The sequence below is a fragment of the Mucilaginibacter sp. OK098 genome, assembly GCF_900142915.1.
Lineage (GTDB): Bacteria > Bacteroidota > Bacteroidia > Sphingobacteriales > Sphingobacteriaceae > Mucilaginibacter.
Window position 1 is genome coordinate 55508 of record NZ_FRCM01000015.1, and the last position, 26282, is coordinate 81789.

Genomic DNA, 26282 nt, shown 5'->3' on the forward strand with positions numbered 1-26282 from the left:
TCATTCTTTCCGGATCGCGCTTATCTCGCCGTTACGTTCAATATAAACTTTATCAATTTTAGCCAGATCTTCCGTAAGGGCTGATTTTCTTATGCCCTGCATAATATCTTCTTCACCAACCAGTGCTCTCTTTAAATTTTGCGGAATAAATTTTCCATCGTGATAAAGCAGGATCTTGTTGCCTTCCATTATCCGGCTAAAGTGTTTATTATTAGCGGTCATCCACCCGAAAAACCGGTGCAAAAGTACAATAACAAAGCAGGTAACCACTACAGGCACAAAGTCTGACGCGCCCACAACAGCCCTGCTTAAAATGGCACCGAGAGAAATGGAAATAATATTATCAAGGGCGGTACGTACGCCAAATGAGCGCCTGCCCGAGATTCGGATGAGCAGCAATGCGATGAGGAATACAAGAATGCCCCTGCAGCTCATTTGCAGCACATTCAAATCTTTCCCTTCGCCGAATATTTCTTTTATCAGTTCCATTATAACAGTTATTAATGTTAAAGTAGATAAAACAGCCAATGATATAAGTTGTTTAATTGAGACAAGGGATAAAACTGCCCTTAACTGGCTTTTCTTATAGCTGATTTTAATGACCTGTTTTCAATACTCAACCAATAACGCCTGCCTTTTTCAAATGGCTTAACAGGCCTGTCAAATACTTTGTTTTCCACATTAATATACCTTTAAAACATTTAATTATTAAATAAGCTAAAAGCTTGTAAACCAATAAATACAATATCCGATCAGGAAAGCAGCTGGATGGATTTGTAAATATTAGATTAAAACTTTAATTGCCGGTTGGCACAAGTATTGTTAATGGCAGTATTATTTAACATTTACTTAAATTTAATATTATGAAAAGATTTACTTTAGTATGCCTATTAGTGGTTTTTGCAGCGGGGTTTTCTGCCCGGGCGCAGATCCAGAAAGGCAACATTTTAGTGGGCAGTAACTTTGCCGACCTTAACCTGGGATTGAATTATCCGCACGTATTCACTTTTAATATTACGCCTAAAGCTGCCTGGTTTGTTGAAGATAATATAGCTCTGGGTGGATATGTTAACTTCAGTATTGTAACCGCAAAGGACTCTCGTACTTCAACCGGCTATGGCTTAGGAGCTTTGGGCAGATACTATGCAGGGTCTGATGTTACCATATTAAAACATGGCCGTTTTTTTGGTGAAGCAACGGTAGGTTTCGGAGGGCAGAATATAAGTGATGGCGGCGGAAGTACCAACGGCCTTGAGGTTAGCGTGGGCCCTGGTTTTGCTTATTTTGTAACACCCAATGTAGGTTTGGAAACTTTACTGAAATTTAACGGACTTGCAGGTTTTGGCAATCAGTCTTTCAGGAGTAACCTTGATCTATCATTCGGGCTCCAGATCTATCTGCCGGGTCAAAAAACGGCAAATAAAATTAAAAGCGACATGAAGTAACCCTTTGTGAAATTTTATTTAAGCCTGCCGTTAATTACGGCGGGCTTTTTGTTGAATAGAATTTCAGGCCGGGTAAATTTATTTATCATTAAATGAGTAAGTTATGATAATTTGATTTACATTTAATTTCAATTATCACTCAACCTTAAATTTTATGGAACCAGGCAACAATTTCGGAACACAGGACAATGGTAAAACGGCAGGTATAATTAGTTATTTCACAATTATAGGCTGGCTTATTGCCTATTTTGCTTTTCATCAAAATAATAAAACAAGCCTGGGCAGCTACCAGCTAAGGCAAACATTGCTTTTTCATATCGCTTTTATGGTGGTTAGGTGGGGCCTTAGCATTATTTTAGGCGCCATGTGGTTATCCACCGGCTTTATTTCATTATATTCCTTACTGCGTTTAGTTGACCTTGCTTTCTTTATACTTTGGATAATTGGCTTTATAGGTGCAGTTCAGGGCGAGAAAAAGGAAATTCCGCTTTTAGGTGATAGAGCGCAAACTATGTTTCCATCTATATAAAAAACTATTTTTTTTTACACTTTACAGCAACAGCGAGTCAACAAAATGCGCATGCACTATATTTTCGCAGGGCGACCAGGAGAAGATAGTGAACCTGCCATCCTGTGACGATACCAGCGCAATGGCATCGCGCTGATCGAATACAAATTGTGCTGCTGAAAGGTGCCTTGTGCCGCCCATTTGAGAGGGGTGAATAATGGATGCGGTGCTCCCAACTACGGGTTCGGTAACCAGGGTTTCTTCAACAGGCATTCCGTTTGATGATAAGCCTATTTTAGCGCCAAAAGCAAGCAGTTCCAGCTGATCGTTTATAATAGTGGCGCCATCAACAGCAGTTAAACCAGCCACGCTATCTACAGAGCGATTTACCTCCTCCTGCCAAAGGCTCATAGTTTGTTCATTTACTACCTGGCTCATGAGTTTTTTAAGCTCGTCAAATGCGGGGGTTACAGGGTAGGTTATCGGGTGTACAATAGAGTCGTGCCACGCATTGCTGTTAGCTGGTACAACTAATAAAGTACCCCCATGCCCGTGAAGCCGCATAGAAGCTGCCAACTGTACCAGCACGTTTACCGAATCGTTCCAGCCGGTTGGTGAGTTGTAATCCAGCAGCGAGGTAAGCATAGCAGGGCAGTCGGGCAGACTTTTGCTAAGTTCATCTATGATTTTTACTTCATCGCCCTTAAGTACAGCCACATTAATAAATTTGCCGAAACCTTTTATGCGCCTGTGTTTTATAACCAGCAGGCCGGGTTCAATGGTTTCTAAAACAAAGCTGCAGTCGGGTACGGAACGGGTAGTGCCCCAAACATAAAGCTCGCCATCTTCGTCCCATACACCTAAATGAATGCCTGACCGCTCAACAGCCGGGGCCAGTTTGGTAAGCACATGTGGTGTTAACAATATTCTTTCCTCGAAAATTAAGGGTTGACCGGCCAGTTGTGGTGGCAGGTAGGTAAGCGAAACTTTTGGTGACCGGCCTTCTTCGCGGCGAAGGCTTGCCCAAAATGCAACATCAATTATGGCCTCTATTACATTCATGGAAGGTTCGGGAGCAAGGTCCTGTCCACCTTGCTCCAGGGCGGTTGCCAAAAGCTTTATAAAATGACTTTCAATTGCCGGTGCTGCTGCACTTGCCGCCTTATATGTTGATCTGTAAGCCATGTTTGCTGAAAACGGATTTGAACAGCTAAAATACCGCAATTATGCTTTATGTAAAACAAATAACTTAAGTATTACATAAGGATGGGATTGGCAATAGCAATCAGTTAAAAATATTGGGCCTTTAGGATCAAAATATTGTAGAAAATATGATGTAAATATTGGACGTGCCTACTGCACTCGTTTTTGGCAGTTGATGCACAACGGATTAAAATCCGTTGTTACAAGATATGCCGAGCCGATGGCTCTTTAGATTAAGGTTTAGATTTATTTTTATTAAACGATAAATCCAGAGGCGATGCCTCGACCTATATTGTAACAACGGATTTTAATCCGTTAAGCTTTTCATCGTATAAAAACACCTCTCCGTCTGTGTTTGTAATATATCTGCCTAATAATATTGCAATTACAAAAATTAATTTTTAGTATTGTGTATTAATGACACAATGATAAATTGCAGTCTGTACCAATTACCATTAAACCAATAAATTATTAATTATGAAGATAAGTTACAAGTTAGCAGCATTGCTTATGTTGTTCAGCATCGTTCAGCTAACAGCAAACGCCCAACAGAAAGGTAAAAAGCAAGTCCCCCAGTTGGGTAAAAGCACTTTAAAGCAGGTAATTGATGCCATGACCCTGCAGGAAAAATCAAAGCTGGTAGTTGGCATGGGCTTTAAAATGCCCGGTGTGCCTCCGCCTGTTAAAGGTGAAAAACCCAAAGCCATTGATATCGGCGGATTTAAATTGCCCCCGTCAGATCCTGATGCTTATAACATTCCTGAAAAGGTGCCGGGCGCAGCAGGCAGAACGCATGCTGTAGCGCGCTTAGGCATCCCATCGATCACTGTTTCTGATGGCCCGGCAGGGTTAAGGATTGAGCCAAAACGGCCAAACGACTCTAGCACTTATTATGCTACCGCATTCCCGGTTGCTACTTTATTAGCTTCAACCTGGGATACGGCAATGGTTAAAAAAGTTGGCGTGGCTTTTGGCAACGAGGTGCGCGAATATGGAGTTGATATATTACTGGCGCCGGCTTTAAACATTCACCGGAATCCTCTGGGTGGCAGGAATTTTGAATATTACTCGGAAGATCCGCTGATTGCCGGCAGCATGACTGCAGCTATTGTTCAGGGGATCCAGAGCAATGGTGTGGGCACATCAATTAAACACTACGCTGCCAATAACCAGGAAACACAGCGGAACAGCATTAACACCATTGTGAGTGAAAGAGCCATGCGCGAGATCTACCTGCGTGGTTTTGAGCTGGCTGTTAAGACCTCGCAACCGTGGACGGTAATGTCTTCATACAATAAATTGAACGGCACCTTTACTTCTGAGCGTCGCGACCTTTTAACTACTATCCTGAAAAACGAATGGGGTTTTAAAGGTTTTGTGATGACGGATTGGTTTGGCGGTAAAGATGCCGTTGCCCAGATGAATGCCGGAAATGATCTGCTGATGCCGGGAAATCCTGATCAGTCAGACGCGATTGTTGCCGCTGTTAAAAGCGGCAAGCTGAGCATGGCACAACTGGATGCAAATGTGGAGCGGCTGCTGAAGATCATTCTTAAATCGCCAACCTTTAAAGGATACAAATATTCAGATAAACCTGATTTGACAACACATGCAAAAGTTGCCCGTATGGCGGCTGCCGATGGGATGGTATTGCTGAAAAACGATGACGGTGTGTTGCCGCTTTCGGTTAACAAAAGAGTTGCCGTATTTGGGAATACCTCGTACAAATTAATTGCAGGCGGATCAGGAAGCGGGGATGTAAACAAAGCCTATACCGTACCGCTGGTACAGGGATTAAGCAATGCAGGGTTTAAGGTACAGGAAGAGCTGGCAAAAACTTATACCGATTATATTGCCGATGCCAAAGCAAAACAGCCAAAGCCACGTAACTTTTTTATGCTGCCGCCGCCCATCCCCGAAATGGATGTGAACGCACTGCTTGCAAAAGAAGCTGATGGTGCAGATGAAGCCATTATAACTATTGGCAGAAACGCAGGCGAAGGAGCAGACCGCAAGGTAGAAGATGATTACTACCTAACCTCAAACGAGAAAGCAATGATAGCCGGCATTAGCAAAGCTTTTCACGATAAAGGCAAAAAGGTTATTGTTGTGTTAAACATTGGCGGTGTTATTGAAGCTGCCAGCTGGCGCGATAGCGTTGACGGTATTTTATTAGCATGGCAGCCGGGCCTTGAAGGCGGTAATGCCATTGCTGATCTGTTAAGCGGCAAGGTAAACCCGTCAGGCAGGCTGGCAACAACCTTTGCCATGGATTATAAAGACGAGCCAACAGCCAAAAATTTCCCGGGCACACCGGATAAAAAACCTGAAAAGGTTACTTATGAAGAAGGTGTTTATGTTGGTTACCGCTATTTCGATTCGTATAAAGTTAAACCTGCCTATGAGTTTGGCTACGGTTTATCATACACCAAATTTAAATTGAGCGATATAAAGGTAAGCGCACCTGATTTTAAGGGCAGCGTATCAGTAAAGGTTACGGTTACCAATACCGGTGATGTGGCAGGTAAAGAAGTTGTACAGCTTTATGTAAGCGCTCCTGCTAAAAATATCGACAAACCAGAGCAGGAACTAAAAGCATTTGCTAAAACAGATCTGTTAGCACCCGGCGCTTCTCAATTTTTAGTATTTAAGCTACATGCCGGCGACCTTGCATCTTTTTATACCAATAAATCTGCATGGATAGCTGATGCAGGCGAGTATAAGGTTAAAGTGGGTACATCATCACGTAACATTGAAAAAACGGTTTCATTTAAGCTTGCAAAGGCTATTGTTACCGAAAAAACAAATAAAAGCCTCACACCGCAGGTAGCCATTGGCGAGTGGAAAGGCAAATAATAAGATAATAACTATAACTGATCTGAACCCTGCAGCATTTATGTTGCGGGGTTTTTTGACCGCTGATTTTAAGATGATTTAGGGATTTCGCTGATTTGTGTTTGCGAGGAAATGTATCATCGCCGCTTTGGGGGCAAATATTGGTAGCATAAAAATAAGCGGTGTATAGCGTGCTGTAGATAACACCACCATGCATATTCGATAGGTGTCGTACCTATGACACGAGAAATCTTTTCATTATTTTTTCTACCAATATTGGGCCCCGACGGGGCCATAAGACGGGCAAAGATCTGAATTGTCAATTATTCATTTCTTAAATTGCCATCATGCAAGCAGCTCCTTTAGGAGCTCAATATTGGTAGAAAAAAATAACAAAATGATTTTTTGCCCTGTAGGGGCAACACCTGTACGACATACCTAAATACAATTGTTTGATGTTTTAATACGAAACAATTGTATTGAGTATGAGTGTCGTACCTATGGCACGAAAAATTTTCTTTCGCCTTTTTCTACCAATATTGTGTCCCGCGAGGGCCGGAAAGAGGCGATAAAACTACAGTAATCAATTATAATCTATCAAAAAAACATTGAAAAGGGTCATTTTATTAGCAAAAGAAGAAAAATGTTAATAAAATTCTATAATTTCTATAGTTTTAGTAGTATATAAAATATATTTATATATTTGCGGTGTTAAATAAAAGTAATGAAGACTTTTTTACATCCTCATTCTGGTACAAAATACCACATGCAACCGCGCGAAATGCGAATGTGTTGTACTTGCTGTTGTTGCTGATCACGGCAACGTTAACCCTATTAATTCTTGCCGGCAAATTAAAATATGACGGGCTTTTATGCCTGTTGATTTCCGTCATGCTGTATAACCCCTAATCCAACTAAAAATACTGTAATGAAACTTTAAATACCCATAAAAAACAATACCGGCAAGGAAGCCTTGCCGGTAATTTCAACGAGAGACCGGCCCGTAACGCCAATCACTAACCGATCCTCATAAATAGTTTTACTAACAATTGCTCATTAACATAAAACCGTTAAATATATGGAAATATATATCCATGCAAAACCAATACCTTTCAAGTTTTTATACCTGCTCTTTTTCTTACTTATCTCATCAGGCGCTTTTGCACAAACAGAAACAGTGCCGCTTATTAATTCAAGACTGATAGGTACGGTTAAAGATTCATTAACCAAACAACCCATAGCAGGGGCTGTAATTCATATTAAAGGCACCACCCATGCCGTTTCCGCAGCTGCAAATGGAAGCTTCTCGTTTGTAACCGGCCAGAAATTTCCTTATACACTTATTATAACCTTTGTTGGCTATAAAACAAAAGAAGTTATAGCAGACGGAAGCCCCATAGCCATAGTGCTTGCCGAAAATGTAAGTCTGCTTAATGATGTGGTTGTGGTAGGCTACGGCACCCAGAAAAAAAGCGACGTAACCGGGGCCATTGGCTCTGTATCAAAAAACATCCTCAATCAGCCGGCGGCATCATTTGATAATTTGTTGCAGGGGGCTGTTTCGGGAGTTGCGGTAACACAAAACTCAGGTCAGCCGGGTAGTACGGCTACCATAAGGGTTAGGGGCGGAAACTCCATCTCCTTTGGTAACGCCCCTTTATATGTGATAGACGGCTTTATTATTTATAACAATAACGATAATGCCAACATAGGCGCAAATGGTACAAGCGTAAACGCACTATCAACCATTAATCCAAATGATATTGAATCGATAGAGGTTTTAAAGGATGCATCGGCTACGGCAATTTATGGCTCGCATGGGGCAAACGGCGTGGTTATCATCACCACAAAAAGAGGAAAAAAAGGAACCAATAACGTTAATTTCAGCGGCTATTTCGGCACACAGCGGGTTGCCAAAACGCTCGATCTGCTTAACGCTGCACAATGGGCAGCATTGGTAAATGATGTGAATGTAAGTGATGGCGTTGCCAAAACTCATACCGATGCACAGATAGCGGCGTTTGGAACAGGATCAAACTGGCAGGGAGCCGCATTAAGGAGCGCACCGGTATCAAACAATGAATTGTCAATATCCGGAGGGGATGAAAAATCAAGATACCTGATCTCCGGGAATTACTTTGACCAGGACGGCACCATTTTACATACCGGTTTTAAAAGATACTCGGCCAGGGTAAATTATGAAAAGGATGTTTCAGATAAATTTAAGATCTCGACCAATTTATTCGGCAGCAGGTCGATTGAAAACAAGCTTTACGGAAGCCCTTATAACAGCATCAACTTTAGCAGCGCCTATTCAAACTTAATACTTACATCGCCTGTAGCACAGATAAGAAATGCGGATGGGAGCTATAATATAACCAATCCTTTTAACGCGTCGCCAACCAACCCGCTGCAGGATATCACAAATACTACCAATACCACCACATTAACCCGTGTACTTGGAAATGTGGGCGGTGAATATAAATTTACTACTGACCTTACCCTGAAAGTAACTGCCGGCGTTGACATATTAAATACCGGGCAGGATTATTATGCACCATCAAACACTGGATCGCCGGCAGGTGGTTCAACCGGGTATGCTGCTAGCGGGTATGCATCAATAGGCGCGGGAAATTCATTGAGCTGGCTGAATGAAAATACGTTAACCTACGATCATGCCTTTAACCGCACTCATTTTTTGAATGTACTGGTTGGCTATACTACGCAATATGAAAGGGATGAATCGTCGATAGCTTCTGCACAAAAATTTCCGAATGACCTGATCACGTACAATAACCTGTCGTACGCCGGGATTGCAAACCTGCCACAGTCATCGGCACATAATTCAACCATGAACTCCTACCTGGCCAGGGTGAATTACTCTTATCAGCACAAATATAACCTCACCCTTTCTGAACGTGCAGACGGCTCATCAAAGCTGGGGGCAAACAATAAATGGGGGTATTTTCCATCAGCAGGCTTTTCGTGGAATGCAGGCCGGGAAGATTTTTTTAAACCGCTGGCAGAAACCATCAGTAACCTGAAATTAAGGCTAAGCGCAGGGCAAACAGGAAACTCGGAAGTACCGCCATACAGCTCGCTGGCTGCACTGGCTCCTACGAACTACTATTTTGGCAGTAAGCTGGTAACAGGTATTGCCCCGGTGCAGCTTGCAAACCCGGATCTGAAATGGGAAACCACTACACAATATGATGCAGGTGTTGATATTGGCTTATTTAACAGCCGCGTTAACCTGGTTTTTGATGCCTATTATAAAAAAACTACCGACCTGCTGCTGAACGTTCCGCTTCCACTTTATACAGGTTATGCCAGCGCGCTTGAAAACGTGGGCAGCGTATCAAACAGGGGTATTGAGCTGGCATTAAATACGGAGAATATTAAAAACGATGGCTTTAAATGGAACACCAACATTGTGTTTGCTGTAAACCGGAATAAAATTTTAAATCTGGGCCAGGGAATTACTAGTTTTTATCCATTGGCGCCTACCGGGCAGGTTTCGCCGGTGATTGTGCAGGTTGGTTTGCCTGTGGGCACATTTTGGGGATACACAACTCATGGGCTTTTAAGTGCAAGTGATATAGCTAAAGGCGTACCGCTTTTAGCAGGCGTGCCCCAGCAGGTTGGCGATACCAAATATGTAGATCAGAATGGCGATGGAAAAATTACCACTGCCGATAAACATAACCTTGGCAGCGCCCAGCCAAAATTTACCGGGAGCATTACCAACACGTTCACTTACGGGCATTTTGACCTGTCGGTATTTTTTGCCGGGTCATACGGCAACAGGATCTTTAACCTGCTGCAGCAAAGTTTAGAGCGGCCTACCCTTACACTCAACGCATCGGCCACTTTGCTGAACAGGTGGAGCCCGTCAAATCCAAACGGCACGGTTGCCCGGGCTACCAACTCACCGGTTCCGCAGGTTACTGACAGGTATATTGAAAATGGATCGTATCTGAAGTTGAAGAACGCTTCGTTTGGCTACACTTTCTCCAACGATCTGCTTTCAAAAATTCATGCCAAACAGCTAAGGGTTTATGTATCGGCACAAAACCTGTTCACCATTACCAAATACACCGGGCAGGACCCTGAAGTAAATTTTTACGATAATGATAACACCAAACAGGGGATTGATTATGGCACCTATCCATCGGTAAGAACTTTCCTGGCGGGCTTAAGCATCACCTTCTAAACAATACTGAAATGAAAAAATTACATACCTACACAATTATAGCATTACTTATATCGGCAACTGCGTTATCATCCTGCAATAAGCTGAATGAAAACCCAAGCTCGGTTATTGTTAGCTCCCAGTTTTTTAAGACCTCATCTGACGCTGTTTCGGCTGTAAATGCGGTTTATGGCACATTGAACAGTGACCCCGCGGGCGACTTCCCGCTTTACGGGCGACAGCTTAACTTACTGGTTGAAAACGGCAGTGATAACCAGGTTTACAGTCCCAGCAATACCAACCCCGACGTAAGGGCCATGGGTACTACCACCTATATCGCCTCAAACAGCCGTGTACAAAAAGTATGGCAGCAGCTTTATTATGGCATTAACAGGGCCAATATTGCTATTGATAACATCCCGGCCATTCAGATAGATACGGTGTTAAAGTCGAGGCTTATCCGAGAATCAAAATTTATAAGGGCGCTATTATATTTCGACCTGGTGCGCTTATATGGCGATGTGCCTTTGGTATTGCATAACCCTAACAGCATTGACCTTGATAAACTTTTTGTGTCAAGAGCTGCGGCTGATGCAGTTTATACGCAGATAGTTAGTGATCTGAAAGATGCTACCAATCTGCCAAAAACCTATGCAGGCGCTGATGTGGGCCGGGCCACCAGGGGAGCGGCACATGCTTTACTTGCAAAAGTGTATGTAACCCGCGAGGATTGGACTGATGCGCTTACTGAGCTTACAACAGTAATTAATGGCGGTTATGGCTATGCACTTTTCCCTAACTACAGGGATGTTTTTCAAAAAGCAACTAAAAATGGCGTTGAGCACATTTTTTCGGTGCAATTTGAAACCAATTTAGGCGAGGCAAACAGCGTACAGGATTTGAGCCTGAGCTTTACTTCATTTAACACGGGCACATTTCCCATTGATGTACCCGCAGATAGCAGCGTGTTTAAGCTATTCAGCAAAACGGATACCCGAAGGGCGGTAACTTTTTACGATTCGGTTTATAATGCAGCAACGGGCAAGTATGTAGTGTATAAAAATGCATATACTCCTTATTTTAACAAGTTTGTTGATTACAGCCTGTCGCCCTTATCAACCCAGTCGCAAAGCGGGGTTAACTACCCGGTGATCCGTTATGCCGATATGCTACTGCTTTATGCCGAGGTACTGAATGAAATAAATGGCGCACCTAATGGCGATGCTTACAATGCCATAAACTTGGTAAGGAGCAGGGCCGGCGTTGCCGGGCTTACTGCTGGTTTAGGTCAATCAGCTTTCAGGGATTCGATTTTCCTGGAGCGGAGAAAAGAATTTATCCAGGAGGGGCACCGCTGGTTTGATTTGGTGCGGCAGGGCGGCACCGTGCTGGTTGATGCGCTGCATAAAATTCCGGCAAAATCTGCCGCAAGTTCAAAGAATAACCTGTTCCCCATTCCGCAGGTCGAGATCCAGCTAAATCCCCAGTTAAAACAAAATCCGGGCTATAACTAATTCAATAAATAATCATTAAAAAACCAAGCGTATGACAGTATCAGATGTAACAATTTTAGGAAAGAAAATACTGGTTGGCATTATCGTCACACTGGTACCTTTCATTATCATTTTCGGCGGATTGTGGCTTACCAGGAAACTATTATCCGATAATGCAACAACTAAACAACCCACGGCAAAACAAATTATAACCAATAAACTATGAAGATAGAACCAGCCACCAAGCAGCGAATAATCAGGAATGCGTTCCTGAGCTTATTCATTTATGTGCTGCCTATAGCACTTATGTTCATCACCTTTTCTATCACCGGGCAAAGGCCATGGAACAAAAAACAGCATAAAAACGAAGCAACTAAATCAGTAAACACTAAAAACTCAACAAACAATGGAAACAGCGATTGAATTTGTAAAAAAGATAGTGGCGAACCTCGACAGTTATGGTTTTCCATTTTTAGTATTTTTTATCGGCGTGCTCGAATTTTCATTCGGGCTGTATAAAAGGAAGTGGCCTAAAAATGAAAAATTTGTTGATATCGCCTGCTTTACGCTTCCCCGGTTGATCATTAGGCCGGCAGTAGCTTATTACTCACTTAAATTGTTGCCATTGGCGCTTCCGGCATTTAAAAATGAATTTGGCTGGGTTCCGCTGTTTTGGAGCCTGATAATTATTGCTGTGGCAGACGACCTGACCCAATACTGGTATCACAGGCTGCATCATGAAATTCCCTGGCTGTGGCGTTTTCACCGTACGCACCATTCAGCCTCGTATATGGGGATGGCTATGGCAAGCAGGCAAAATGCCATTTATACGCTTTTCTTTTCGCAAACTTATTTAACCGCTGCTTTGGTTTATATGGGCTTAGGTATCCCGGCCATTATTGTGCGGGGCATAAAAGGAACCATTACAACGCTTGCTCATTCAAGCATCCCGTGGGATAAACCTTTTTACAAATATAAAGTGCTGCACCCGTTAGCATGGGTGCTGGAGCGTACCATATCAACCCCGGCAACCCACCATGCGCACCATGCCGCTACTACGGATGACGGCGTTGGGCATTACAAAGGCAACTTTGGTAATATGTTCTTTTTGTGGGATATTATTTTCGGTACGGCATTGATCTCCCGTCAATATCCTAAAGCCTACGGGATCTCGCACTACGAAGGAGACCAATGGTATGCACAATTACTGTGGCCGATATTTAAATCAAAAGTAGAAGGTAGTGAACTAGCAGCTAACGGGCCGGTGGTGCGTACAGATGATTTTAATAAATTAGCGGTAGCGGAGCCGAAAGGATATAATAACAAAGCAAGTCAGCCAAGTTTGACGCCCGAACTGGCATAACTGTTTATCAAAATATAAACTCTTATCAATTATTAAAAGATGAAAATATCAGTAAAAACCATCAATAAGCTCAGCTATTTAGTAGCTGGCTTATTGATGGTTAATTATGCATCGGCACAAAACTTTACCCAGCAGCAACAGCCGTTTACCGGCACAGTTGGTAAAACCCTTGCAGATTCAAAAGAATCATGGACCACTAATACTAAAGCGCCAAAAGGAGCGCCTAATGTGATTTGGATCTTGCTGGATGATGTGGGTTATGGTGCAAGCTCAACCTTTGGCGGGGTTATCCGTACGCCTAATTTTGATTCGCTTGCAGGGAAGGGGCTCAGATACACCAATTTTCATACGGCTGGTATTTGCGCACCAACACGTTCATCCCTGCTAACCGGGCGCAATCATCATTATGTGCATATGGGCGGATTTGCGCATACCGCACTATCAGCAGGTTTTCCGGGGTATGATGGCCGCATCCCATCAGACAAAGGCACTATTGCCGAGATCCTCCGCGAAAACGGGTATAACACCTTTGCCGTAGGTAAATATGGGTTAACGCCTGATGAAGACGCTACAGATGCTGGTCCATTTGACCGCTGGCCATCGGGTAAAGGGTTTGATCATTTCTTTGGATTTTTAGGTTCACAAACCGACCAGTATAAACCAGACCTGGTTGAGGATAATGCCCATGTACCTACTGACGGCAGAAACCTGAATGAGCAGATCACTGACAAGGCAATCAGCTACCTCAGCAGGCAGCAAAAAGTAGCGCCTGACAAACCGTTCTTTCTTTACTACGCACCTGGTGCAACCCATGCCCCGCACCAGGTAGCCAAAGAATGGAGCGACCTTTATAAAGGGAAGTTTGATGAAGGATGGGACGTATTCAGGGAAACGGTTTTTGCCAGGCAGAAAAAACTGGGCATAATCCCTTCAAATGCGGTGCTGCCTGAACGTAACGCAAACATTAAAGCCTGGAAATCACTTTCTGCTGATGAAAAGAGGTTGTATGCGCGTTTTATGGAAGTGTATGCCGGATATTTAACCTATGCGGATAACGAGGTTGGTAAGCTGATCACTTACCTGAAAACCAGCAAGCAGCTGGACAATACCTTAATATTTGTGGTAATAGGCGATAATGGCGCCAGTAAAGAGGGGACGTTAAATGGCGATATTGACCGCGCGGTACGTTTGCAGGTTAACGACCAGGAAAACCTGCAGCATAACCTCGATAAAATTGGTGAAATAGGAACGCCTGAAGGAACACAAACCAACTATCCGTTAGGATGGGCACAGGCTGCCAATACGCCGTTTAAATACTGGAAACAGGATGCCAATGCCGAAGGCGGTACCCGTAACCCGCTTATTGTTTATTATCCAAAAGGGATAAAAGACGGAGGCAGTATCCGTACACAATACGGGCATGTAAACGATATTTTACCCACCACACTGGAGTACCTGGGCATAAAAGCGCCGGAGTATATCAGGGGCATTAAACAGGATACGTTGCAGGGAACTTCGCTGGTATATTCGTTTGAAAATGCTGCTGCTCCGTCAAAACATACTTTACAGTACTATTATATTTTTGGATCCCGTTCAATTTATAAGGATGGCTGGAAAGCGGAGGTTTATCATCATCCTGATTTTACCGATCTCACAAAACCACATACTGATAAAGCACCCGGCTCAACAAATTTTGATGCGGATGTATGGGAGTTGTATGACCTGAAAACCGACTTTAATGAACGGATCAACCTGGCAGCGAAATACCCGGAGAAGTTAAAGGAATTACAGGCGCTGTATGACGACCAGGCTAAAAAGAATAATATTTATCCTTTTATTGACTGGGAAGATGTAATTAAAGGCAGGATCCACAAAACGGATAAGCCACCGGTTGACCCAAGTAAATAACCGCAACCAATTGGTGATGAGATCATTAAAACTAATAGTTTTATTAACCGGTTTTTGCTTTGCCTGCAAGCAAAAACCGGTTGCTGTTACCGGCAATTATACTGCATTGCCCGAAGCAATTAGCAGTAAAAAGAAGCTTTGCTGTGAATCAAATATCCCTGCCCGTTTTGCTTCGGTTAAACTCAATGTGCCTGCAGCTATTGAGGCAGGTGCTATTAGTGAATTGCATCCGGGTATGGTTTTGATAAAACCAGGTACTTTTGTAATGGGTGGCAATAATAGCCAGGCCGAAGAAGATGAATATCCGCGACATAAAGTAACTGTAAAAGGCTTTTGGATGGATACAACAGAGGTAACAAATGCGCAGTTCAGCAGCTTTGTAAAAGCTACCGGGTATGTCACTACAGCTGAACGAAAACCTGACTGGAACGAGATGAAGAAACAGCTGCCGCCGGGAACACCTAAGCCTGACGACAGTTTATTAGTGGCGGCTTCACTTGTGTTTACTCCGCCGAATCATGCAGTAGGGTTAAATGATTACAGCCAATGGTGGGCCTGGAAAAAAGGGGCCGACTGGAAACATCCGCATGGACAGGGCAGCAGTATTAAAGGGAAAGCAAATTACCCGGTTGTGCATATTTCATGGTACGACGCGGCTGCGTACTGCAAATGGGCGGGCAAGCGCCTGCCCACAGAATCAGAGTGGGAATGGGCGGCCCGGGGCGGCTTACAGGATAAGGCTTATCCCTGGGGGAATGAACTGGTTGACGAGGGTAAGGTTAAAGCAAATACCTGGCAGGGGCGCTTTCCTGACCGGAATACTTTAAAGGATAAATTTTACGGTCTGGCTCCGGTTGCTTCATTTGCTGCTAACGGGTATGGATTGTATGATATGGCCGGGAATGTATGGGAGTGGTGTGCCGATTATTATAACAATAAATATTATAGCACACTTACCAAGGGCTCGGTTAATCCAAAGGGGCCCGCAAATAGTTTTGATCCGGATGAACCTTATGCTAAAAAACGCGTAATAAGGGGAGGCTCTTTTTTGTGCAATGAGAGTTATTGTACAGGCTACAGGGTATCGCGGAGGATGAAAAGTACAGAAGACAGCGGGATGGAACACCTGGGTTTTAGATGTGTAAAGGATTTATAAAAGTACTGTATATTATCAGCATAAAAATAATTAACTGTTAACTGACCGGGCCCTGCAGCAATTTTGCTTCAGGGCCTTTTTTTGACTAGTGATTTTAAGATGATTTAGGGATTGAGCTGATTTTTGATCGCTGATGTGTGCTGATTTGAGGATTACGCTGATTTTTGACTGCTGATTTTAAGATGATTTGAGGATTACGTTGATTTTTTAGGCTGGTGAAGGGCATATTTGATTACTCTTGTGTCAATGAAGGGTCTTTAAAATGATTTGAATATATTTGAGAACCAATAAAAACCTGCCTGACAGCGTTTTTGCTATCGGATTATTACCTGCGACTATGAAAAAATTACGGTTAACCCTGCTGCTGCTGCTGTTTATTATTGTATCGGCTTTTGGTCAGATTAAATCTCCGAGGCAGTGGTTTCCGGGGTTGTTTGAGGCCGTGCAGCTGTCGGATGTGTACCCGGATAATAAAACTTTTGTTGATGCTACTCCTATGCGTGACCCGGCGCTTATTATGAAGGATTATAACGACCGGAAAGATAAACCGGGCTTTGATTTGAAACAGTTTGTAAATGAAAACTTTACTTCGCCTATTGTTCCTAACAGTGGTTTTAAAACGGATGTTTCAGCCGGCATCCGCAAGCATATTGATACCTTATGGCAAGTGCTTTACCGGCATCATGGCAAGGTAAGCGCCTATTCGTCATTGATCCCTTTGCCTAATGATTTTATTGTTCCCGGTGGGCGTTTCCGGGAGATCTATTACTGGGATTCGTACTTCACCATGCTTGGGCTGCAGCAAAGCCATCAAACGGTTATTATGCAAAATATGGTTGATAATTTTGCCTATCTCATCAATAAATTCGGCTTTATACCAAACGGAAACCGCAGCTATTATTTAACCCGGTCTCAACCGCCATTTTTTTCAATGATGGTCGATCTGCTTGCGAAGGATAAGGGCGAACAGTTAAGGGTAAAATACCAGCCGGAGCTTTTAAAAGAATATGCGTTTTGGATGGAGGGAGCCAAGCAATTAAAATCGGGGGAAGCACATCGCATGGTTGTGCGGATGCCGGGTGGTGAAGTGCTGAACCGTTACTGGGATGATTCTGATAAACCCCGTGAGGAATCATATAAACAGGATGTAACGGCAGCCCGGCTATCTAAACAAAAACCGGAAGATTTTTATCGCAATATAAGGGCCGCTGCCGAGTCGGGCTGGGATTTTAGTACCCGTTGGTTTGATGAAAGCGGCAAGCTGGCAAGCATTCAAACTACCAATATTATTCCTGTTGATTTAAATTGTTTACTATATCACCTGGAGCTTTCCATTGCACGGACCTACCAAACGCAAGGAAATGAAAAGATGTACACCTTGTATTTAAACAAAGCCACGGCACGGAAAAAGGCGATATTAAAATATTGCTGGAACGCTGGCAAAGGCTGGTTTATGGATTATAACTGGAAATTGAAGCATCAGTCAACACAGCAAACGCTGGCCGGAACGTTCCCACTGGAATTTAAGATTGCTGATAGCAGGCAGGCGGCAAAAATCGCCGCAGGCTTAAAAACTAAATTCTTTCATCCGGGCGGTTTGGTTACTACTTTTAACAGATCGGGCCAGCAATGGGATAGCCCGAATGCCTGGGCGCCGCTGCAATATATGGCAATTGATGGCTTAAATAATTATAACAAAACCACCCTTGCAGCCAGTTTTGCATCGTCATGGATCAATACTAACCTTAATATATTTAACAGCACCGGTAAACTGATGGAGAAATATAATGTGGTTGATACAGCTGCCAAAGCAGGCGGCGGCGAATACCCGCTGCAAGATGGCTTTGGCTGGACAAACGGGGTATTGTTAAACCTGATGGATAAGTATAAGCCTGGTGGAAAGCCTGCGCAATAGGTACATGGGGTTTGGCTTCTGAGTTCCGTTAACTTTGTGCATCTCCATTCCCTGTATGGTTGCAGGAAACCGGGGATGAACAAAGTATTATATTTTAGCTATAGTTTATCAAATGTTATAAAAACTGAAAACCAGTAGAAAATCCCAGCACCCTGTTTTTAATGGTGTTGGCATTCGCCGATTTATAAATATTAGTTAATCCGTATTCATAATTAATACTGAATAATAAGCCATTTTTTAGCTGAATACCGGCCAATGCATTCACACCAAAATCCGATCGTTTATATCCATTATCGCCGCCAAACACAATATTATTGTTCTGGCTATCGGTAAAATTGCCCTGCCCCGGATAAATACTGATAGTGTTGCCTTTAACATTACCTGATAAAGCATAACCATAATAGGGGCCGCCCCCAAAGAATATTTTACCCGGTTTTATCGCAATGTTATATAAAATATTTACCGGCAACTGCAGGTAATTAAGCCTAACCCTGCCGCTTGCATTAAACGAACCAGAAGGGCCGCCCTGAGGGGTTGGAACAATAATTGATGTTTTGCTGTTAAATCCCTTTTGGGTAAAATACAAGCCGGGCTGTAAAGAAATTTTTCCAAATTCAAACTCAGCAAATGCACCTGCGTTAAGTCCCGAAAGATTTGAAATGTCAGAAGATGTTTTACCAACATCGGCAGTTGATTCATTTAAGCCCGCCTTTGCTCCAAATTTTACAGATTGGGCAAATATTGGCAGCGAGAGTGCCAATACAAAAAGCATTAAAAATATTTTTTTCATGATATGATTTGTTTAGCAATATAACTCACTGGCAATAAGAATATTGCTAGTATTTTTAAATCACAAAGGTATAACTATGCAATTAGTTGTAAATCAAGTATGATTTTATTTTCAATAATTACTGAAAGTTTAAAAATAGTATTATATTTGTGATGTGCAATCGCAATGCACGTATCAGCTTGAAACGCTGATATATTTTTAAACACATATTTCATTAATTACTGAAAATATGAAAACGTTAGAAAATCACATGGTACTGTTTGATGGCGAATGCCCCATGTGTAAAATGTATACCCAGGCCTTTGTAAAAACCGGAATGCTGGATGCTAACGGCAGGGAGGCCTATCAAAACGGGATGGATAATGTTTGTCCGCTGATTGACAGGCAAAGGGCCGTAAATGAAATTGCCTTGGTCAATTTAGAAAATGGTGAAGTAACCTATGGCGTAGCAAGCCTCTTTAAAATTATTGGCAATGCCTGCCCTGTATTTAAGCCACTGTTTGCTTTTAAGCCATTTATTTGGTTAATGAGCAAGCTTTATGCATTTATATCATATAACCGCAGGGTTATTATCCCAGCCGGGCAACAGGGCAACGGATTTGCTTACCAGCCCATATTTAAAAAACATTACCGCATAGCTTATTTGTTGTTCACCTGGTTTTGTACCGGCTATATTCTTACGGCATATGCGCATTTGCTAAGCCCTATAGTACCTTTGGGCAATGCGTACCGCGAGTACCTGATCTGCGGGGGACAGATCATTTTCCAGGGCCTTATTATCGGCACTTTTGCAAAGGATAAACGCTGGAACTATCTGGGCAATATGATGACTATCTCTTTCGTCGGAAGCCTATTGCTTTTGGTGCTGCTGGCAATAAGCAAATGGTTTTATATCCAACCTTTGTTTTTTATCCTATATTTCATGGCGGTTGCCGGGTTGATGTTTTTAGAACATATCCGGCGAACCAAATTAATGCAGCTGGGCTGGACAATGACGATAACATGGGCTTTGTATAGGGTGATGCTGCTGGGTGTGATCTTTTTATTTAATTAAAACCCAATCTAATTTAACCAACCCAATCAATTAAAAAAATGAAATACAAAAAGATAGTCCTTGCCGGTGGTAATGGTTACCTCGGTAATGTTTTGGCCAATTATTATAAAGATAGAACGGAAGAGGTGGTGATATTAAGCCGCCATGAAAAACAGGAAGAAGAAAATATCCGGACCGTTACCTGGGACGGCAAAACCCGCGGCAAATGGACCACCGAACTGGTGAATGCCGACATGTTGGTAAACCTTTGCGGCAAAAATGTAAACTGCCGCTATACCGAAAAAAACAAAGCGGAGATCTTTGCTTCAAGATTGCAGCCAACGGAGCTGCTGGGTGAGGTGATCCGGGATCTTTTTGAGCCGCCAAAGCTCTGGATCAATATAACTTCTGCAACTATTTATCGCCATGCGGAGGATCGCCCGCAGGACGAAGAAACGGGCGAAATTGGGACTGGGTTTTCTGTTGATGTTTGTAACCGGTGGGAAGCGGCTTTTAATAAATATGAAACACCAAAAACGCGGAAGGTAGCTTTGCGGATGGGGATTGTGCTTGGCCGTGAAGACGGCGTTTTTCCGCGGCTGCTTAACCTGGTAAAGCTGGGTATGGGTGGCATGCAGGGCAATGGGGAGCAATACGTTTCATGGGTGCACGAGCATGATGCCGCCCGCACAACGGAATGGCTGCTGGATCACCCGTATCTGGAAGGTGTGTTTAATTGTACCGCACCTAACCCGGTAAAAAATGCAGCGCTGATGCACATCATCCGCAAAGCCTTTGGAATGCCTTTTGGCTTGCCAGCTCCCAAATGGCTACTGGAAATGGGTTCTGTAGTTATCGGTACCGAAAGCGAGCTGATATTAAAAAGCCGTTGGGTTTTGCCAAAGCGATTACTGGATAGCGGGTTTGAGTTTGAATATGGAGATGCGAAGGGGGCGGTGAGGGAGATCTTGGCATGAATTAAGCCGCTTACATACCTGGCACGCGGCGCAGATTCCCTTTCAGGAGAACCTGCGGGGACAGAAAAACATGTCATTGCGAGCGCAGCGCGGCAATCGCACGCTGTACACAACCGCCGGTGCAAGATCTACACTTTTCTGTTCGCTCTGTATAGTTCGCGATTGCCACGCTGCGCTCGCAATGACATGGGGAAATACTTGTCATTTCAGTGTTAGAAGATCGCCATTGTGTCTGGAAAGTGAATCCTTTTTGATTAATTTTATCATCTATGAAAAAACTAAAACAGATCATCACCCAAACAAAAGAAATTGCTGCGGCCAACTCAGCCGGATTTAATGATTTGGTTTGGCAACTGATCTGTTACTCACCCAAAATGCAGGTGCGTTTGCAGCAGGAACAGTTGCTGAATGAAGCTGAGCATTTCAGTTTAAAAGTAAACGATGATTACTTCGCCAAAAAACAACTAACCTTTAACGGTTTTAAATGGGGCAACGGTAAACATAAAATACTCATCACCCATGGCTGGGGTTCAAAAGCGGCAGACTTTGGCGATATAATTACAGCGCTAAGAGAAATAGGAGACGTAGAGATAATTGCCTTTGATGCGCCTGGTAACGGAAGCTCGGAAGCTGAGTTATCAAACCTGTTATTGTTTATACTGGCTGCTGAAGCTATCATAAAAGCATATGGAAAGCCGGATGTTTTGATCGGTCATTCGCTGGGGGCTATGGCCAATGTGATGGCGATTAAGGAAACGGAAATTGCGCCATCATTGCTGGTAAGCCTCACCCCGCTTGTGCGCCTGAAAGAAAATTTTGAAGCAAGTATGAATGCCGCCGGTGTTCAACAGCCGGCGCAGGATGAATTTTTAGAAAGCTTTGAGGTGTTGTTTGGTTACCCTGCTTCGTACTATAATTTAAACCGGCAATATTTATTTGATATAGAGCCAAACCATTGGCTGGCCTATGATAATGCCGACCTTGTTGCTCCCTACCCTTACCTACAGGAGTTTTTAAACGCTCATCCATCTGTTAATGCCAGGCATTATGAAGGCACGGGGCAGGAACGCATCCTGAAATCACCGGAAATGATTGTTGATTTGGTTAAAGAGGTGAAGATTGCGTTGGAAAAGTAAGTATTTTAAAACTTAACCCGCTGTGAACTTTGCTTTAAAATTTTTAACACGGAGAGACAAAGACGGCAAAGCGTTCCACTTTTGCACACGAACACCCGGAACGCTGTGAAACACGCTCATTATCAGTGGTTCTAATTTTTATCAAAATGGAAGTATCTGATAATCAGCAGATACAAAATTGAAGGTTTTGAATATTCAGCTGTAATTTATTTATAATCAATGTATTCCGGTTTTTTAGTTGACTAAAATTGACGGGTTTTCTGCCCTTGTTTGTGTTGTCACTAAGAGTGTTCGAAAGATTCATTGGCCCTTACAGTAAGAGCCTTCGGCTCGATCCATCTTGTAACAACGGGTTTCAACCCGTTGAGGACTCATATCACACATACGGAGTGCCGTCGGCACGGTGCATATCGATGTTAGGAAGCATTTACCATTTTGCATGAATTTATATGGGCCGAACCTATGGTTCTTTTTTATCTGCTTTTTATGGCCAACGGATTAAAATCCGTTGTTACAATATAGGCCGAGACTACGTCTCTGGTAATTTTTTAGCGTTGTGGCAATGAAAATGAAGGGTTATAAATCTTTCGAACACCTGTGGTGTTGTCAGCAACAACCAACGATGTTTGTGTTTTGCAGGATGCCGCATGGTTGTCAGCGGCTTTTTGAACATCATGCAGATTATCGCAAGCGTTCCATTTTTACACACGGAACACCCGGAACGCAGTGAAACATGTTGATTATCAGTTGTTTCTCAATTTTATCAATGGGTGAATTGGTTTAAATTGCTGATAATCAATGTGTTTCAGTTTTTGAGTTTGCCAAAATTTGATGATTTTTCTGTCATAGTTGGTGTTGCGGCCAACATAGGCATCAAATTAGCCAGACTATGCCGCTGCCTCGGGGCTTGTGAATCGTCCATAGAATGCAAAAAGATGCGCTTAAACCAAACGGGGGCTATTTTTAACGTATTGCATATTTTAAGTTGAACAAACTTTTACCGTAAAAATTATTTCGGAAAAAGTTGCAACTGGCAAACAAAAGCTTAGCTTTGAGTAATCCTAACTCTTATAACATGAAACCTAAACCCGATCGCACAAAACAAACATTCGCTATTGCTATTCGCCCCTTATTGGATGGGCTGAACCTGTATTTTCATGAAGGAAACTCCGCGCTCTTAAAAAAAGGCGGCGCCGCAAACAAGGTGTTTTTATCCCTCGTTATCATGGTATCTGTTTTCATTACGGGGTGTAACAACAGCTCAAAGTCAACATCGGCTGCTGCTGATACTACCGCTGTTGCCAAAACCGATACGCCGGCAACGGTTTTGTCACCTGTTATTCCCGGCGATGTACAGATTCCTGCAGGTACCAAAGTGCAGCCGATTGTTTTTTTTAACGATTACTCGTGGAGGATTTTTGTTGCGCTTACATGGCCCGCGAAACAAGGCGCCAGGGGAGTAGCCGACAGCTCAAAGAAAATTACCGACCCGGGGCCGCGCGTGTTCGAAACCTATAAATCGGTATCTGAAGTATTCCAGCCGGATGCATCTGAACCTTCGGACTGGAATGTGTATGATGCTAAAAACCCGGCGCGTATTACACCCGCATTCGGCGAGATTGTCCTCGGCTCCTACAATCACCTGGATTTCCTGGGGCAGGCGGGTATGGTTGCAGGCGAGCTTAATGGCCCGGTAGCCACGTCGAATGATAAATATACCATGGTGCTTACTGGTTATAACGAAAATGAATTTAACGAGATAAAGGGCAAAAAATGGTTCTTAAAAGTAAACCTTAAAGACGGCCTTAGATTTCAAAACGGGGCGATAGACGTAAAAACTGCGTGGATGGATATGGAAGGCCTGAGCGATGCAAAGCGTGCGCGTTATTATACAACCATGGCATGGGTAATGGACCAGGATCCTAAAGGCGATTTTAAATATACGAAGCGGTTAGTGGGCCTGGTAGGGATGCACATAGTGCAAAAGACCCCAACACGCCCGCAATGGATCTGGTCGACATACGAGCAGGTAGATAACCTTAGTGGGGAAGAAGGGGCGGAAGCACCTTACAATTATAACAGGGCGGGCGCCGATACTGCCGATATTACAGGCCCGAACCCCAATGTGCTGCTGCCTTCGTTAACCTGGCCTGCTAAATTCTTTAACCTGAGCCGTGTCAAACCGCTTAACCAGTATACCAAAATGGCTAATGCGCGTTACCAGAAAGCGCTGAAAGATGCAGGCTCTGTGGGGCAATATTACAAGCTGGTAATGACACAGTGGCCTACTCCCCCCAATAAGCCCGATATGAACGGCAAGGCTAAGAATACTATTCCCGGTGCTAAAAATAATGACGACCCGGCAAACCCCAGGCCAAAAAGCGACTCCACCTCTTTCGCGAACATTACGATGGAAACATACGAGCAGTCGCTGATTTCCACCGGCTGCATGAACTGTCATGATATAGCAAGAAATAACGCCGATTTCCTTTTTACTATGTTTAACCATGCCGGTCCGAAACCGGAAATTCCAAACGACCCGGCATTATTATTCAAAAGCTTACGGGCGGCGGGCCATCCGCAAAGTAAGCAGATGCAGGAACTTGAAAAACTGCTTACACCGGAACCGAAAAAAGCAAAGCACTAATTATGCCAATTGTACACTAAATCTTATTCAATAAAACCACATCATGACAAAAATTAATTCTTACAAAGAGTTGCAGAATTTCCTTACCAAGGTAATTACTGACAACGGCCAGTATGACGATACCGACGGTGCGCCGCACGGCGTTTTCTGGGAACACATGACTTATCAGCAATTCACTACCGGTAATGTACCTGTGGTAGGAGGCGGCAGGCTCCGCGTGCTTATTCCGGGAAATCCGGACGGATCTACGCTTATCAGCATTTTGAAAGCCCCTTTTGGCGGTTACCGTCGGATGCCCGCTGTCGGCCCGCCTTTTTTTACTGATGACCAGGTTGCATCTGTTGCCGACTGGATCAGCCGCAATTGCCCGGAGAATTAGTAAGGAAACATTTCCGGTAGCCCGGATAGTAAATAATGGGGTTGAATGGCTGGTATCCGTTCGATGGGATGCCGGCCTTTCTCCGCCGTTGTTGGTGTTGTCATCAATAACCGACAATGTTTGTGTTTTGCAGAATACCACATGATTATCTGCGGCTTTTTGCACACCATGCAGATTATCGCATGTTGGTCACAAGACCAACATGGGCATCAACTCCCACTTCTTTAGCTTGCGCGCCATTCTACACCACGAAGGGATCTCAAGGGTTAAACAACTTCCAATGCCCCTCCGACACAACTTCTACACCGCCGTCTGTTACTTTAATAGCCGTCTGATCGTCAATTGCATATGACGGCACCGGTAGGGTAGCGGCCAGCTTTTCCAGGCTGGCAAGGGAATTCTCCGGGAACCACTCATGGTCCATGTGCGGATGTATAGCAAAATCAACCAGTCCCAATGATTTATCGCTTTCAGCCGGCAGCGTATGGTTGCCGTAGGTTGTTCCAAAGCGGGTCATTATCATACTGCCGGCGCTCAGGCCTACGTACACCATCTTGTGCAGCAGCGCCGGCAACAGGTCTGCCAATCCCGACTGCTGCATCCAGTAGCATAGGTACTGGCAGTCGCCGCCGCCAACCAGTAAGGCGTCGGTTTCCTGCAGCATGGGTACCCAAAGCTCCTTTTTGATGCTGGGCAGGGCCGTAAGTTCCAGCACGCCTATCGACTTCCACCCCATTTCGCAGAAAGGGTCGCCTAATGTTCCGCAGATCACCCTTCGTATGATATCGGCACCATTGCGGATTCCGTATATTGCGGTAGGGACAAAAAGGGCGCTCGACTCGGCAACCGGTTTGCCCAGGAGTTCAACCAGGGCGTTATGGATGCTTGCGTTGCTAATGCCGGCGGAAGTGAGAAGCATTTTCATAATTTCTTGCTTTGGTTATATCATCGTTTTGTTTGATAAGTCCGCATCGTATTTGTTAATAACCGATGTTAATTCAAAGATTGAAGATAAATCAAATTTGCGAAATATTTAATGCAACATCTTCTGCCGTTGTTTATGTTTTGCAGAATGCCGCATGATTGTCTGCGGCTTTTTGCACACCCCGCAAATTACCGCAAGCGTTCCATTTTTCACAGCGGAACACCCGGAACGCTATGGAATGATCTCATTATCAGCACACTACATTTTTACACATTGTAAATACCTGGTAATCAAGCGTTCCGTAATTGAATATTTCTTGATGGGTTTATGTAATTGGTTTATAATCAGCGTGTTTCGCTTTTCTTCATGCGTTCCAT

General features: G+C 43.6%; 20 protein-coding genes. 16 read left to right on the plus strand and 4 right to left on the minus strand.

The features are described 5' to 3' along the window. A complete protein-coding gene (locus BUE31_RS30040) occupies window positions 1–489 on the minus strand; it encodes a DUF421 domain-containing protein (RefSeq protein WP_073407625.1) in 489 nt (162 codons plus the stop codon). A gap of 374 nt (window positions 490–863) precedes the next feature. Here BUE31_RS30040 and BUE31_RS30045 point away from each other — a divergent pair, with 374 nt between their 5' ends. Together BUE31_RS30045 and BUE31_RS30050 are read left to right on the plus strand one after the other, a co-directional pair. Then, window positions 864–1445, plus strand: a complete 582-nt coding sequence (locus BUE31_RS30045; protein WP_073407626.1) for a hypothetical protein — start codon at window positions 864–866, stop codon at window positions 1443–1445. A 154-nt stretch (window positions 1446–1599) separates the two neighbouring features. Then, window positions 1600–1974 (plus strand): hypothetical protein, encoded by a 375-nt coding sequence (locus tag BUE31_RS30050; protein ID WP_073407627.1) that lies wholly within the window; start codon window positions 1600–1602, stop codon window positions 1972–1974. A gap of 21 nt (window positions 1975–1995) precedes the next feature. On the opposite strand, the gene BUE31_RS30055 is transcribed toward BUE31_RS30050, so the two are convergent. Further along, window positions 1996–3138, minus strand: coding sequence for a putative sensor domain DACNV-containing protein (locus BUE31_RS30055; protein WP_073407628.1), 1143 nt, complete (start codon window positions 3136–3138; stop codon window positions 1996–1998). A 495-nt stretch (window positions 3139–3633) separates the two neighbouring features. Between BUE31_RS30055 and BUE31_RS30060 the strand changes: the two genes are divergently transcribed. From BUE31_RS30060 to treA, 9 genes are all read left to right on the plus strand, one after another. Then, the gene (locus tag BUE31_RS30060) at window positions 3634–6012 is read left to right on the plus strand and encodes a glycoside hydrolase family 3 C-terminal domain-containing protein (RefSeq protein ID WP_073407629.1); all 2379 of its coding nucleotides are present in this window, start codon (window positions 3634–3636) and stop codon (window positions 6010–6012) included. Window positions 6013–7069: 1057 nt separating this feature from the next. Beyond that, window positions 7070–10204: a SusC/RagA family TonB-linked outer membrane protein gene (locus BUE31_RS30070; protein WP_073407631.1), complete on the plus strand. Its 3135-nt coding sequence runs from the start codon at window positions 7070–7072 to the stop codon at window positions 10202–10204. An 11-nt stretch (window positions 10205–10215) separates the two neighbouring features. Next, window positions 10216–11697, plus strand: a complete 1482-nt coding sequence (locus tag BUE31_RS30075; RefSeq protein WP_073407632.1) for a RagB/SusD family nutrient uptake outer membrane protein — start codon at window positions 10216–10218, stop codon at window positions 11695–11697. A 31-nt stretch (window positions 11698–11728) separates the two neighbouring features. Then, entirely contained in the window at window positions 11729–11902 is a 174-nt protein-coding gene (locus tag BUE31_RS31260) for a hypothetical protein (RefSeq protein ID WP_159440770.1), read from the plus strand. Next, a complete protein-coding gene (locus BUE31_RS30080) occupies window positions 11899–12099 on the plus strand; it encodes a hypothetical protein (protein WP_073407633.1) in 201 nt (66 codons plus the stop codon). Before BUE31_RS31260 ends, BUE31_RS30080 begins: the two co-directional genes overlap by 4 nt. Then, window positions 12083–13039: a sterol desaturase family protein gene (locus BUE31_RS30085; protein ID WP_073407634.1), complete on the plus strand. Its 957-nt coding sequence runs from the start codon at window positions 12083–12085 to the stop codon at window positions 13037–13039. The genes BUE31_RS30080 and BUE31_RS30085 overlap by 17 nt, the downstream gene beginning before the upstream one ends. 39 nt (window positions 13040–13078) lie before the next feature. Then, a complete protein-coding gene (locus BUE31_RS30090) occupies window positions 13079–14947 on the plus strand; it encodes an arylsulfatase (RefSeq protein ID WP_073407635.1) in 1869 nt (622 codons plus the stop codon). Window positions 14948–14963: 16 nt separating this feature from the next. Beyond that, window positions 14964–16103 carry a formylglycine-generating enzyme family protein gene (locus tag BUE31_RS30095; RefSeq protein ID WP_083620536.1) on the plus strand — a complete coding sequence of 380 codons (1140 nt, stop codon included), beginning with the start codon at window positions 14964–14966 and terminating at the stop codon, window positions 16101–16103. 337 nt (window positions 16104–16440) lie between these two features. After that, complete coding sequence (gene treA / locus BUE31_RS30100) at window positions 16441–18018, plus strand: alpha,alpha-trehalase TreA (RefSeq protein ID WP_073407636.1); 1578 nt, start codon at window positions 16441–16443, stop codon at window positions 18016–18018. Window positions 18019–18133: 115 nt separating this feature from the next. Here treA and BUE31_RS30105 read toward each other — a convergent pair whose 3' ends face one another. Next, window positions 18134–18808 (minus strand): porin family protein, encoded by a 675-nt coding sequence (locus tag BUE31_RS30105; protein ID WP_073407637.1) that lies wholly within the window; start codon window positions 18806–18808, stop codon window positions 18134–18136. Between the two features lie 229 nt (window positions 18809–19037). Between BUE31_RS30105 and BUE31_RS30110 the strand changes: the two genes are divergently transcribed. From BUE31_RS30110 to BUE31_RS30130, 5 genes are all read left to right on the plus strand, one after another. Then, window positions 19038–19862, plus strand: a complete 825-nt coding sequence (locus BUE31_RS30110; RefSeq protein WP_073407638.1) for a thiol-disulfide oxidoreductase DCC family protein — start codon at window positions 19038–19040, stop codon at window positions 19860–19862. Between the two features lie 38 nt (window positions 19863–19900). Beyond that, complete coding sequence (locus tag BUE31_RS30115; protein ID WP_073407639.1) at window positions 19901–20818, plus strand: TIGR01777 family oxidoreductase; 918 nt, start codon at window positions 19901–19903, stop codon at window positions 20816–20818. A 269-nt stretch (window positions 20819–21087) separates the two neighbouring features. Then, window positions 21088–21954, plus strand: a complete 867-nt coding sequence (locus BUE31_RS30120) for an alpha/beta fold hydrolase (RefSeq protein WP_073407640.1) — start codon at window positions 21088–21090, stop codon at window positions 21952–21954. A gap of 1075 nt (window positions 21955–23029) precedes the next feature. Further along, complete coding sequence (locus tag BUE31_RS30125) at window positions 23030–24601, plus strand: hypothetical protein (protein WP_073407641.1); 1572 nt, start codon at window positions 23030–23032, stop codon at window positions 24599–24601. A gap of 43 nt (window positions 24602–24644) precedes the next feature. Further along, window positions 24645–24980 (plus strand): hypothetical protein, encoded by a 336-nt coding sequence (locus BUE31_RS30130; RefSeq protein WP_073407642.1) that lies wholly within the window; start codon window positions 24645–24647, stop codon window positions 24978–24980. A 259-nt stretch (window positions 24981–25239) separates the two neighbouring features. Here BUE31_RS30130 and BUE31_RS30135 read toward each other — a convergent pair whose 3' ends face one another. After that, window positions 25240–25905 carry a Type 1 glutamine amidotransferase-like domain-containing protein gene (locus BUE31_RS30135; RefSeq protein WP_073407643.1) on the minus strand — a complete coding sequence of 222 codons (666 nt, stop codon included), beginning with the start codon at window positions 25903–25905 and terminating at the stop codon, window positions 25240–25242. Between the last annotated feature and the right edge of the window lie 377 nt (window positions 25906–26282).